Raw genomic sequence first — 12,617 nt, forward strand, 5'->3', positions numbered from 1 at the left:
CATCGCTGCGCCCTTAAAGAGGAAATCAGTCGGCGTCGTAGCCGAGGTTAGGCGCCAGCCAGCGTTCGACCTCGCTCACGCTCATCCCTTTTCGCGCCGCGTAGTCTTCCACCTGATCGCGCTGGATCTGCGCCACCGCGAAGTACTTGCTTTCAGGATGGCTGAAGTACCAGCCGGACACCGCCGCCCCAGGCCACATGGCGAAGGACTCCGTCAGCTCCATGCCGGTGTGGCGGTTGACGTCCAGCAGCTGCCAGATGGTCGCTTTTTCGGTGTGTTCCGGGCAGGCCGGGTAGCCCGGCGCCGGCCGGATGCCCTGATAGTTTTCGCGGATCAGCTCTTCGTTGCTCAGGCTCTCGTCGGCGGCATAGCCCCAGTGCAGCTTGCGCACCTGCTCATGCAGGTATTCGGCGAAGGCCTCCGCCAGGCGATCCGCCAGCGCCTTGACCATGATTTTGTTGTAATCGTCGTGCTGCGCGTCGTACGCCGCCGCCAGCGCGTCCTCCTCCAGCCCGCCGGTCACCGCGAAGGCGCCGAAGTAGTCGGCCTTGCCGCTGCTTTTCGGCGCCACAAAGTCCGCCAGGCAGTAGTTCGGGAAATCGGTTTTTTCCGTCTGCTGGCGCAGATGGCGGCTCACCGCCAGCACCTCGTCACGCCGTTCGTCGCGGTACACCTCCACGTCATCGCCGACGCGGTTGGCCGGGAACAGACCGTAAACGCCGCGCGGGTTGAGGCTGCGCTCGGCGGCCAGCCGATCCAGCATCTGATTGGCGTCGTGGAACAGGCGTTTGGCCTCTTCCCCCACCACCTCGTCTTCCAGGATGCGCGGGTATTTGCCCGCCAGCGACCAGGTCATGAAGAATGGCGTCCAGTCGATGTAGTGGCGCAGCGTCTCGATGCCGGCCGCCACCGGGAACACGCCGAGCTGCCGCGGCACAGGCGGCTGATAATCGGCCCAGTCCAGCGCCATGGCGTTGGCGCGCGCCTTCTGCAAATCGACCGGCGGCGTGCGCGGCTTTTTGCGCGCATGCTGAATGCGCACCGTTTCATACTCTTTGCGGGTGCGCGCCACAAACTCGTCGCGCTGGGTGGCGGACAGCAGCGCCGACACCACGCCCACGGTGCGCGAGGCGTTTTGCACGTAGGTGGTCGGGCCGCTGTAGTTCTGCTCGATTTTCACCGCGGTGTGCGCCTTGGAGGTGGTGGCGCCGCCGATCAGCAGCGGCAGCGTAAAGCCCTGGCGCTCCATCTCTTTGGCCACGTTGACCATCTCGTCCAGCGATGGCGTGATCAGGCCCGACAGGCCGATGATATCCACGTTCTCCTCGCGCGCGGTGCGCAGGATTTTCTCCGTCGGCACCATCACGCCCAGATCGACGATTTCATAGTTGTTGCACTGCAGTACCACGCCGACGATGTTCTTGCCGATGTCGTGCACGTCGCCCTTCACCGTCGCCAACAGGATTTTGCCCGCGGAGGTGCCCTGCTGCTTGCTGGCCTCGATGTAGGGTTCCAGGTAGGCCACCGCCTGCTTCATCACGCGGGCGGATTTCACCACCTGCGGCAGGAACATCTTGCCCTCGCCGAACAGATCGCCGACCACGTTCATCCCCGCCATCAGCGGCCCTTCGATCACTTCGATCGGGCGTTCGGCCTGCTGCCGCGCTTCTTCGGTGTCCAGCTCGATAAACTCGGTGATGCCCTTCACCAGCGAATACTCCAGCCGTTTCTCCACCGGCCAGCCGCGCCACTCCGCCTGCTGCACCGCCACGTCATTATCTTTGCTGCCACGGTACTTTTCCGCCAGCTCCAGCAGGCGTTCGGTGCCGTCCTCGCGACGGTTGAGGATCACGTCCTCCACCGCGTCGCGCAGCTCGGCGCTTAAATCGTCATAAATCGCCAGTTGCCCGGCGTTGACGATGCCCATGTCCATGCCGTTGCGAATGGCGTGATACAGGAACACCGCGTGGATCGCTTCACGCACCGGATCGTTGCCGCGGAACGAGAACGACACGTTGGACACGCCGCCGGAGATCATCGCGTGCGGCAGGTGGGTTTTGATGTCGGCACAGGCTTCGATAAAGTCGACGGCGTAGTTGTTGTGCTCTTCGATACCGGTAGCGACGGCGAAAATGTTCGGGTCGAAAATGATGTCTTCCGGCGGGAAGCCAACGCGCTCGGTCAGAATGTTATAGGCGCGGCGGCAGATCTCGAACTTGCGCTCGCGGGTGTCCGCCTGCCCCACTTCGTCGAACGCCATCACCACCACCGCGGCGCCATAACGGCGCACCAGTTTGGCGTGATGGATAAAGGCCTCTTCGCCCTCCTTCATCGAGATCGAGTTGACGATGCCCTTGCCCTGGATGCATTTCAGGCCTTTCTCGATAACGGACCACTTGGAGGAGTCGATCATGATCGGCACCCGGGCGATATCCGGCTCACCGGCGATCAGGTTGAGGAAGCGCACCATCGCCGCTTCGGCGTCGAGCATCCCCTCGTCCATGTTGATGTCGATGATCTGCGCGCCGCTCTCGACCTGCTGGCGCGCCACGTCGAGCGCCTCATTGTATTTCTCTTCTTTGATCAGCCGTTTGAATCGCGCCGAACCGGTGACGTTGGTGCGCTCGCCGACGTTGACGAACAGGGTGTTGGCATCGATGGTCAGCGGCTCCAGGCCCGCCAGGCGGCAGGCGACCGGGATCTCCGGCAGCCGGCGCGGCGGCACGCCCTCGACCGCGTTGGCCATCGCGGCGATATGTTCCGGCGTGGTGCCGCAGCAGCCGCCGATGATATTGAGGAAGCCGGCCTGCGCCCATTCCCCGACCTGGCGCGCCATCTCGGCCGCATCCAGATCGTACTCGCCGAAGGCGTTCGGCAAACCGGCATTCGGGTGCGCGGTGACGTAGGTCTCCGAGATGCGCGCCAGCTCGGCGACGTACTGACGCAGTTCATCCGGGCCCAGGGCGCAGTTCAGGCCGAAGGTCAGCGGCTTGACGTGGCGCAGCGAATTGTAAAACGCTTCGGTGGTCTGGCCGGACAAAGTGCGGCCGGAGGCGTCGGTGATGGTGCCGGAAATCATGATCGGCAGTTCCACCCCCAGCGCTTCGAATTCGGTTTCCACCGCAAAGGCGGCGGCCTTGGCATTCAGGGTGTCGAAGATGGTTTCGATCATGATCAGATCGACGCCGCCCTCCACCAGCGCACGGGTCGATTCGCGGTAAGCCGCCACCAGCTCATCGAACGAGATGTTGCGGAACGCCGGATCGTTGACGTTCGGCGAGATGGACGCGGTGCGGTTGGTCGGCCCCAACACCCCGGCGACGTAGCGCGGTTTTTCCGGCGTGCGCGCCGTCCATTCGTCGGCGCAGGTGCGCGCCAGGCAGGCGGCCTGATAGTTAATCTCGGCGGACAGCGACTCCATGTGGTAGTCGGCCATGGCGATGGAGGTGGCGTTGAAGGTATTGGTTTCAAGGATATCGGCGCCCGCCTCGAGATAGGCGTAATGAATGGCGGCGATCACTTCCGGCTTGGTCAGCACCAGCAGATCGTTATTGCCTTTCAGATCGCTGCGCCAGTCGGCAAAACGCTCACCGCGGAAATCGCGCTCATCCAGACGATAGCTCTGGATCATGGTGCCCATGCCGCCGTCCAACACCAAAATGCGCTGCGCTAACTGGCGGCGCAGTTGTTCTACTCGATTCGTCACTGTAACCCCTTCCATTGCCATCCAGCCCATTGCTCAACTGCCGCAAAAACCAACGAGTCATCCTAGCACAGCTTGTAGGGACAAAGGGCCAGGCGACAATTGAGAGTTTTTCAGGTTGTGCGCCAACACCTCCGATGAGCTGACGGCGACTTGCAATTCATCGACAAAAAACGAAAATGAATTCCATAATACGGAAAAAGGAATCTTACCCATGGCCCCCCCTGCTCCCGCCAAACGCGGCAAGAAGCCCCGCGCAGCAGCTCCGGCCGCCAGTGCGGCGACCGGCCAGGTACAATCATTGACCCGTGGCCTGAAGCTGTTGGAGTACATTTCGGAAGCCCAGGGCAACGTGGCGCTGACCGATCTGGCCCAGCAGGCCGGCCTGCCGAACTCCACCACTCACCGCCTGCTCACCACCATGCAGCAGCAGGGATTCGTGCGCCAGGTCGGCGATCTCGGCCTGTGGACCATCGGCTCGCACGCCTTTGTGGTCGGCAGCAGCTTCCTGCAAAGCCGCAACCTGCTGGCGATGGTGCACCCGACGCTGCGCCGCCTGATGGAAGAGTCCGGCGAAACCGTCAACCTGGCGGTGCTGGATACCAGCGAGTACCAGGCGATCATCATCGATCAGGTGCAGTGTACGGCGCTGATGCGCATGTCGGCGCCGATCGGCGGCAAACTGCCGATGCACGCCTCCGGCGCCGGCAAGGCGTTCCTCGCCACCCTGCCGGACGATCAGGTGACCAAACTGCTGCACAAGAAAGGCATGCACACCTACACACCGCACACCCTGACGCCGCACAACCTGAAAGAGGGGCTGGCGCAGATCCGCAAACAGGGCTTCTCCTTTGACGACGAAGAGCACGCGCTCGGCCTGCGCTGCGTGGCGGCCTGCATCTTCGACGAGCACCGCGAAGCCTTCGCCGCCATCTCCATCTCCGGCCCGGTGTCGCGCATCACCGACGATCGCGTGATCGAGCTGGGGGCGCTGGTGATCCACGCGGCGAAAGAGATCAGCCTGGCCTACGGCGGCGTGCGCTGATCCCACCCCTCCGAGGGGCGCCCCTGCGCGCCCTCTCTCCTGATTCCTTGCTCTGTTGTCAGCATGTAACAGGCTATCGGCATCCTGTGTAGCGCACGGGAAAAAAGCTTGAAGCCGATCACAGTTAGCGATCCTCACGGCGAAAGCCCATTGCAACCGCTCAAACTTCCTTCGACAATGTTACCGATAACATGTTACCGGTAACAAACAAGCTGAACGAAGGTAACGTCACCCGGTGTTTTGGAGCCAAGCCATGACCAACAATCAAAATCGCATTTACGTCGTTATGGGCGTTTCCGGCAGCGGCAAGTCCGCCGTCGCCGCCGCCGCGGCCCGCCAACTCTCCGCCGGCTTCCTCGACGGCGACTTCCTGCATCCGCGCAGCAACATCCTGAAGATGGCCGCCGGCGAAGCGTTGAACGACGACGATCGCGCCCCGTGGCTGGCCGCGCTCAACGACGCCGCCTTCGCCATGCAGCGCACCAACAACGTGTCGATCATCGTCTGCTCGGCGCTGAAAAAGCAGTATCGCGACCGCCTGCGCGCCGGCAACGGCAACCTGTCGTTCATCTATCTGCACGGCGAGTTCCCGGTGATCGAATCCCGCCTGGCGGCGCGTAACGGTCACTTCTTCAAACCGCAGATGCTGGTCACCCAGTTCGCCGCGCTGGAGCAGCCCGGCGCCGACGAGAACGACGTGATGGCGATCGACATCAACCAGCCGCTGGACGCGGTGATCGCCGATACCGTGCGCCATATCCAGAGCTTCCGGCCGCAGGACGTGTGCGCGTGAGTACCGTAACGCTGGTCGGTACCGCAGTCGGCTCGGTTTTACTGCTGTTATTCCTGGTGATGAAGGCGCGCATGCACGCCTTCGTCGCGCTGATGCTGGTGTCCATCGCCGCCGGCATCTTCTCCGGCATGCCGCTGGACCATATTGCCGACACCATGCAAAAAGGCATGGGCGACACGCTGGGCTTCCTGGCGATCGTGGTGGCGCTCGGGGCGATGTTCGGCAAGATCCTGCATGAGGTCGGCGCGCTCGATCAAATTGCGGCGCAATTGCTGAAACGATTCGGACAAAGCAAGGCGCACTACGCGCTCGGCATCGCCGGCCTGATCTGCGCGCTGCCGCTGTTCTTCGACGTGGCGGTGGTGCTGCTGATCGGCATCGTGTTCGCCGTGGCGCGCCGCACCGACGGCAATATCGTCAAGCTGGCCATTCCGCTGTTCGCCGGTGTGGCCGCCGCGGCGTCCTTCCTGCTGCCGGGGCCGGTGCCGATGCTGCTGGCTTCGCAGATGAAGGCCGACTTCGGCTGGATGATCGCCATCGGCCTGGTGGCGGCGGTGATCGGCATGCTGATCGCCGGCCCGCTGTACGGCAGCTTTATCAGCCGCTTCGTCAACTGGCCGATGCCACCGGAAGAGAACGAGCCGACGTTGACCAAGGGCAATTTGCCGTCGTTCGGCTTCAGCCTGGCGCTGGTGCTGTGCCCGCTGGTGCTGGTCGGCATGAAGACCATCGGCGCGCGGCTGGTCACCCCCGGCTCGCAGCTGCAGCAGTGGCTGGAGTTTATCGGCCACCCGTTCACCGCCATTCTGCTGGCCTGCCTGATCGTGATTTACGGCCTGGCGAAGCCGCGCGGCATGAGCAACGAACAGACGCTGGCCATCTGCTCCGCCGCGGTGCAACCGGCCGGGATCATCCTGCTGATGACCGGCGCCGGCGGGGTGTTCAAACAGATCCTGGTGGATTCCGGCGTAGGGCCGGCGCTGGGTGACGCGATGATCGGCGCCGGCCTGCCGATCGCCGTGGCCGCCTTTGCGCTCTCCGCCATGGTGCGGGTGATTCAGGGCTCGGCCACCGTCGCCTGTCTGACCACCGTCGGCCTGGTGCTGCCGGTCACCAGCCAGCTCGGGCTGAACGGCGGGCAGTTGGCCGCGCTGGCTATCTGCATCGCCGGCGGCTCCATCGTGCTGAGCCACGTCAACGACGCCGGTTTTTGGCTGTTCGGCAAATTCACCGGCGCCAACGAACTGCAAACGCTGAAAACCTGGACGGTGATGGAAACGATTCTGGGCAGCGTCGGCGGCGCTATCGGCATGATTGCATTCACGATGTTTTAAATCCTAAATCGCCCCCGGCCTTGCACACCAGGGCTGCAAATCATCCCCGGGGGCACCGCCACAGGCGGCGACTATAACAACAGCAATGTGAGGAAGGCATGATTAACCCAACCTTGTCCCGTGTCACGCAGCGCATCATCCACCGTTCCCAGGCCAGCCGCGCCGCCTATCTGGCGCGCATCGAGGCGGCCCGTTCCCAAACCGTCCACCGCGCGCAGCTGGCCTGCGGCAACCTGGCCCACGGCTTCGCCGCCTGTCAGCCCGATGACAAGACGGCGCTGAAAAACATGGTGCGCAGCGATATCGCCATCATCACCGCCTACAACGACATGCTGTCGGCCCACCAGCCGTACGAACACTACCCGCAGCGGCTGAAGCAGGCGCTGAAGGCGGTGGGCGCCGTGGGCCAGGTGGCCGGCGGCGTGCCGGCGATGTGCGACGGCGTGACACAGGGGCAGGACGGCATGGAGCTGTCGCTGATGAGCCGTGACGTGATCGCCATGTCAGCCGCCGTCGGCCTGTCGCACAATATGTTCGACGGCGCGCTGTTCCTCGGCATCTGCGACAAGATCGTGCCGGGGCTGGTGATGGCCGCCCTGTCCTTCGGCCACCTGCCCGCGCTGTTCGTGCCGGCCGGCCCGATGAGCAGCGGCCTGCCGAACAAGGAAAAGGTGCGCGTGCGCCAGCTGTACGCCGAGGGCAAGGCCGATCGTCTGGCGCTGCTGGAAGCCGAGGCCGCCTCCTATCACGGCATCGGCACCTGCACCTTCTACGGCACCGCCAACACCAACCAGATGGTGATGGAAGTGATGGGCCTGCACCTGCCGGGCGCCTCTTTCGTGCATCCGGATACGCCGCTGCGCGACGCGCTGAACGACGCCGCTGCGCGCCAGGTGACGCGACTGACCGACACCGCCGGCAACTACCTGCCGATCGGCCGCCTGGTGGACGAGAAAGTGGTGGTGAACGGCATCGTCTCGCTGCTGGCCACCGGCGGCTCCACCAACCTGACCATGCATCTGGTGGCGATGGCGCGCGCAGCGGGCATCATCATCACCTGGGACGATTTCTCGGAGCTGTCGGAGGCGGTGCCGCTGCTGTGTCGCATCTACCCGAACGGCCCGGCCGACATCAACCAGTTCCAGGCCGCCGGCGGCGTGCCGCTGGTGGTGCGTGAGCTGTTGCAACACGGGCTGCTGCACGAAGACGTGCACACCGTGGCCGGTTTCGGCCTGCACCGCTACACCCAGGAACCCTGGCTGGATAATGGCCAGCTGGTGTGGCGTGAAGGCGTAACCGGTTCGCTCGACGCCAGCGTGATCGCCAGCGTCGCTCAGCCGTTTGAACATCACGGCGGCACCAAAGTGATGGCCGGCAATCTGGGCCGTGCGGTGATGAAAACCTCGGCGGTGCCCGCCGACAACCAGATCATCGAAGCGCCGGCGGTGGTGTTCGACAGCCAGCACGACATCGTGCCGGCGTTTGAAGCCGGCAAGCTGGATCGCGATTGCGTGGTGGTGGTGCGTTTCCAGGGGCCGCAGGCCAACGGCATGCCGGAGTTGCACAAGCTGATGCCGCCGCTAGGCGTGCTGATGGATCGCGGCTTCAAAGTGGCGCTGGTGACCGACGGCCGCCTGTCAGGCGCCTCCGGCAAGGTGCCTTCCGCCATCCACGTCACCCCGGAAGCCTATACCGGCGGCCTGCTGGCGAAAGTGCGCGACGGCGATCCGATCCGCGTCAACGGCCGCAGCGGCGAGCTGCAGGTACTGGTCGACGCCGACGAACTGGCCCAACGCACGCCGTGCCAACCCGATCTGAGCGCAGAACACATCGGCTGCGGCCGCGAGCTGTTCGGCGCGCTGCGCAGCCAGCTGTCCGGCGCCGAGCAGGGCGCCTGCTGCATCACATTTTAATCGATAGCCTGGCCGCATCGCCGCCTGGCGGCGGCCACAAAGGAGAACGTCATCATGAACAAGTGGAAAACAAGCGCCGAGCAGATCCTGACGGCGGGGCCGGTGGTGCCGGTGATCGTGATCAACAAGCTGGAACATGCGGTGCCGTTGGCGAAAGCGCTGGTCGCCGGCGGCGTGCGGGTGCTGGAAGTGACGCTGCGCACCGCCTGCGCCATGGACGCCATTCGCGCCATCGCCCAAGAAGTGCCGGAAGCGATCATCGGCGCCGGTACCGTGATCAATCCGCAGCAGCTGCGTGAAGTGACCGAGGCCGGCGCGCAGTTCGCCATCAGCCCGGGGCTGACCGACGAGCTGCTCAAGGCAGCCACCGCCGGGTCCATTCCGCTTATTCCGGGCATCAGCACCGTTTCCGAACTGATGCTGGGCATGGATTACGGCCTGCGCGAGTTTAAATTCTTCCCGGCGGAAGCCAACGGCGGCGTAAAAGCGCTGCAGGCGATCGGCGGCCCGTTCCCGCAGGTGCGCTTCTGCCCGACCGGCGGCATCTCGCCGGACAACTACCGCAGCTATCTGGCGCTGAAAAGCGTGCTGTGCATCGGCGGCTCCTGGCTGGTGCCGGCGGACGCGCTGGAAAGCAGCGACTACGCGCGCATCACCGAACTGGCGCGCGCCGCCGTCGCGGGCGCCCAGGCCTGATTTACATCGCAGCGGTGGCGGCCGGCAGCGCCGCCCCGCTGCGCTGGCTGAACCGCTGCTTCTTGCGGTAAGCGAACACGTCTTCCACGTGCCCCTCGCGGATGCGCTGCTGTAACCCGCGCCAATACTCCGCGGTAAACAGATCGCTGTGCAATTCTTCAAACACCTGCCGAATGCGCCGATCGCCGCACAGGAAGTGGCGGAACTCCTCCGGGAACACGTCGTTGGGCGCGATGCTGTACCACGGCTCGCTGGCCAGCTCGTCCTCCGGATAGCGCGGCGGCGGAATGTCGCGGAAGTTGACCTCGGTCATGTAGCAAATTTCGTCGTAGTCGTAGAACACCACCCGCCCGTGGCGCGTCACGCCAAAGTTCTTGAACAGCATGTCGCCGGGGAAGATATTGGCGGCGGCCAGCTGCTTGATGGCATTGCCGTACTCTTCGATCGCATCGCGCATCTGCTGGTCGTTGGCCTGCTCCAGATACAGGTTCAGCGGCGTCATGCGCCGTTCCATATACAGATGTTTGATCACGATGCGATCGCCGAGATCTTCCAGCTTGCCCGGCACTTCACGCTGCAGCTCCGCCAACAGCGCCGGGCTGAGGCGCGCCTTGTCGACGACGAAATTCTCGTACTCCTGGGTATCCGCCATACGCCCGACGCGGTCATGCTCTTTCACCAGCTGATAGCAGGCCATCACCTGCGCCTGCGTCACCTCTTTTTGCGGGGCGAATTCGTCTTTAATCACTTTAAACACCCGATCGAAGGATGGCAGGGTGAACACCAGCATCACCATGCCCTTCACCCCCGGCGCGATAATGAACTGCTCCTGCGACTGCGCCATAAAGGTCAGGTATTCGCGATAGCATTCGGTTTTGCCGTGCTTCTGGCAGCCGATCGCCATGTACAGCTCGGCGGTGGTTTTGCCCGGCAGGATCTCGCGCAGCCACTCCACCATCGCCGCCGGCAGCGGCGCATAGACCATGAAATAAGATCGGGCGAAGCCGAAGACGATGCTGGCCTCGGCCTTACCGGTCAGGCAGGCGTCGATAAACAGCGCGCCCGACTCGCTGTGGTGGATAGGCAGCAAGAACGGATAAACGCCGTCGGCCAGACGCAGCTTGCCGACCAGCCAGGCGGCCTTGTTGCGATAGAACAGTTCGTTGGCGATCTGGAAAGTTGCCCCCGCCAACTGCTGTGCGCTGAAGGCGCGTTGCAGCGCCTGAGTGATGTAGTGAATATCGCGCGTCAAATCCTCCCACGGCAGCCGCAGCGGCAGATCGCTCAGCACGCTGCGCAGCATCGCCGGCAGATCGCCATTGGGGGTGAAATCGCGCGCCAGCGGACGCGGAATGTCGCGAAAGCGCCGCTCCGGCTGCGAACTGAAGACGAACAGCTTGTCCGGCGTCAGATCGCGATGCTTGAACAGCCGACAGTAGACCGAGTTAAAGAAGCTTTCGGCGATCTCGAAGCGCGGGTAGTCCGGCAGCAGGTCGATATAGACCGCTTTGACCCGGCTGGGGAAGTCAGCGTCGAAGTATTTCTGCCCGGTGATGCATTTGAGCTGCTCCACCACCAGGCCGACGTGATGGTCATACAGATGGATGCGTTTTTTCATCGCCCGCTGCACCGCCGGCCAGTCCGCCTGCTCGAAGCGCTGCTGCGCGCCGGCGGTCACTTCCAGAAAGCGGCCGTACTGCGCATCGAAGCCTTGCAGGATCGTCTGTGCGATCAATAACTCCAGTTTTGCCGCCATCCTTACCCCCGCCAGAAAAAGAAGCCTGCGCATGCAGGCTCCGGATGAAACGTCTTCAAGCTTGCCGCATCAGAACTGCTGTTCTTCCGTCGAACCGGTCAGCGCAGTGACCGAAGAAGCGCCGCCCTGAATGATGGTGGTGACCTTGTCGAAGTAGCCGGTGCCCACCTCTTGCTGGTGCGACGCGAAGGTGTAACCGCGATCCACCGCGGCGAACTCCGCCTGCTGCACCTTCTCGACGTAGTGTTTCATGCCCTCGCCCTGCGCATAGGCGTGCGCCAGATCGAACATGTTGAACCACATGCTGTGGATGCCCGCCAGCGTAATGAACTGATACTTGTAGCCCATGTCCGACAGCGCCTGCTGGAAGCGGGCGATGGTCTGGTCGTCGAGGTTCTTTTTCCAGTTGAACGACGGCGAGCAGTTGTAGGCCAGCAGCTTGCCCGGGTATTTGGCGTGGATGGCGTCGGCGAAGCGCTGAGCGGCATCCAGATCCGGCGTTGAGGTTTCGCACCACACCATATCTGCGTAGGGGGCGTAAGCCAGGCCGCGGCTGATCGCCTGCTCGACGCCCGCATGGGTGCGGAAGAAGCCTTCCGCCGTGCGCTCGCCGGTGACGAAGGCGCTGTCATACGGATCGCAATCGGAGGTCAGCAGGTCGGCCGCATCGGCGTCGGTGCGGGCGATCACCAGCGTCGGCACGCCGAGCACGTCGGCCGCCAGGCGCGCGGCGACCAGTTTCTGGATCGCTTCTTGCGTCGGCACCAACACTTTGCCGCCCATATGGCCGCATTTCTTCACCGCCGCCAGCTGGTCTTCAAAGTGCACCCCGGCGGCGCCGGCGGTGATCATCGCTTTCATCAGCTCGAAGGCGTTCAGCACGCCGCCGAAGCCGGCTTCCGCATCGGCGACGATCGGCAGGAAATAATCGGTGTAGCCTTTGCTGCCCGGCTCAATCTGGTTCGCCCATTGGATCTGATCGGCGCGGCGGAAGGTATTGTTGATGCGCTCGACCACCTTCGGCACCGAGTCCACCGGATACAGCGACTGGTCAGGGTACATGGCCGCCGCGCTGTTGGCGTCCGCCGCCACCTGCCAACCGGACAGGTAGATAGCCTCGACGCCGGCTTTGGCCTGCTGCAGCGCCTGGCCGCCGGTCAGCGCGCCCAGGCAGTTCACGTAGCCTTTGCGCGCCTTGCCGTTCAGCAACGCCCACAGTTTGGCGGCACCGTTTTGCGCCAGAGTGCATTCCGGGTTGACCGAACCGCGCAGGTTGATCACGTCTTCGGCGCTGTAAGGGCGGGTGATGCCTTCCCAACGGGCCGATTTCCATTCCTGTTCCAGCTGCTGAATCTGTTGAGAGCGAGAGGTAGACAT

General features: G+C 63.7%; 8 protein-coding genes. 5 read left to right on the forward strand and 3 right to left on the reverse strand.

Going from position 1 to position 12,617, the window contains the following annotated elements; genetic code table 11:
- Positions 1–25: 25 nt before the first annotated feature.
- Complete coding sequence (metH, locus tag SSARUM2_RS22045; RefSeq protein WP_103774530.1) at positions 26–3,721, reverse strand: methionine synthase; 3,696 nt, start codon at positions 3,719–3,721, stop codon at positions 26–28.
- A 196-nt stretch (positions 3,722–3,917) separates the two neighbouring features.
- On the opposite strand from metH, the gene iclR reads away from it, so the two are divergent.
- The 5 genes from iclR to SSARUM2_RS22070 all read left to right on the forward strand — a co-directional run bounded on the left by iclR (position 3,918) and on the right by SSARUM2_RS22070 (position 9,484).
- Positions 3,918–4,748 (forward strand): glyoxylate bypass operon transcriptional repressor IclR, encoded by an 831-nt coding sequence (gene iclR / locus SSARUM2_RS22050; protein WP_060453156.1) that lies wholly within the window; start codon positions 3,918–3,920, stop codon positions 4,746–4,748.
- 253 nt (positions 4,749–5,001) lie between these two features.
- The gene (gene gntK, locus SSARUM2_RS22055) at positions 5,002–5,541 is read left to right on the forward strand and encodes a gluconokinase (RefSeq protein ID WP_049195314.1); all 540 of its coding nucleotides are present in this window, start codon (positions 5,002–5,004) and stop codon (positions 5,539–5,541) included.
- The gene (gene gntU, locus SSARUM2_RS22060; RefSeq protein ID WP_033649721.1) at positions 5,538–6,875 is read left to right on the forward strand and encodes a gluconate transporter; all 1,338 of its coding nucleotides are present in this window, start codon (positions 5,538–5,540) and stop codon (positions 6,873–6,875) included. The genes gntK and gntU overlap by 4 nt, the downstream gene beginning before the upstream one ends.
- Before the next feature lie 98 nt (positions 6,876–6,973).
- Positions 6,974–8,788, forward strand: coding sequence for a phosphogluconate dehydratase (edd, locus tag SSARUM2_RS22065; protein WP_033649690.1), 1,815 nt, complete (start codon positions 6,974–6,976; stop codon positions 8,786–8,788).
- Between the two features lie 54 nt (positions 8,789–8,842).
- Positions 8,843–9,484, forward strand: coding sequence for a bifunctional 4-hydroxy-2-oxoglutarate aldolase/2-dehydro-3-deoxy-phosphogluconate aldolase (locus tag SSARUM2_RS22070; RefSeq protein ID WP_060453157.1), 642 nt, complete (start codon positions 8,843–8,845; stop codon positions 9,482–9,484).
- 1 nt (position 9,485) lies between these two features.
- Here the strand turns inward: SSARUM2_RS22070 and aceK are convergent, their stop codons facing one another.
- Positions 9,486–11,240 carry a bifunctional isocitrate dehydrogenase kinase/phosphatase gene (aceK, locus tag SSARUM2_RS22075; RefSeq protein ID WP_033649688.1) on the reverse strand — a complete coding sequence of 585 codons (1,755 nt, stop codon included), beginning with the start codon at positions 11,238–11,240 and terminating at the stop codon, positions 9,486–9,488.
- A gap of 69 nt (positions 11,241–11,309) precedes the next feature.
- Entirely contained in the window at positions 11,310–12,617 is a 1,308-nt protein-coding gene (aceA, locus tag SSARUM2_RS22080; RefSeq protein WP_004936630.1) for an isocitrate lyase, read from the reverse strand.

It is taken from the genome of Serratia sp. K-E0102, assembly GCF_029962625.1.
Classification (GTDB): Bacteria; Pseudomonadota; Gammaproteobacteria; order Enterobacterales; family Enterobacteriaceae; genus Serratia; species Serratia sarumanii.

Excerpts from the sequence above, each read along its gene's own strand:
- metH (WP_103774530.1), bottom strand. The coding sequence starts at position 3,721 with ATGGAAGGGGTTACAGTGACGAATCGAGTAGAACAACTGCGCCGCCAG.
- iclR (WP_060453156.1), top strand. The coding sequence starts at position 3,918 with ATGGCCCCCCCTGCTCCCGCCAAACGCGGCAAGAAGCCCCGCGCAGCA.
- gntK (WP_049195314.1), top strand. The coding sequence starts at position 5,002 with ATGACCAACAATCAAAATCGCATTTACGTCGTTATGGGCGTTTCCGGC.
- edd (WP_033649690.1), top strand. The coding sequence starts at position 6,974 with ATGATTAACCCAACCTTGTCCCGTGTCACGCAGCGCATCATCCACCGT.
- SSARUM2_RS22070 (WP_060453157.1), top strand. The coding sequence starts at position 8,843 with ATGAACAAGTGGAAAACAAGCGCCGAGCAGATCCTGACGGCGGGGCCG.
- aceK (WP_033649688.1), bottom strand. The coding sequence starts at position 11,240 with ATGGCGGCAAAACTGGAGTTATTGATCGCACAGACGATCCTGCAAGGC.
- aceA (WP_004936630.1), bottom strand. The coding sequence starts at position 12,617 with ATGTCTACCTCTCGCTCTCAACAGATTCAGCAGCTGGAACAGGAATGG.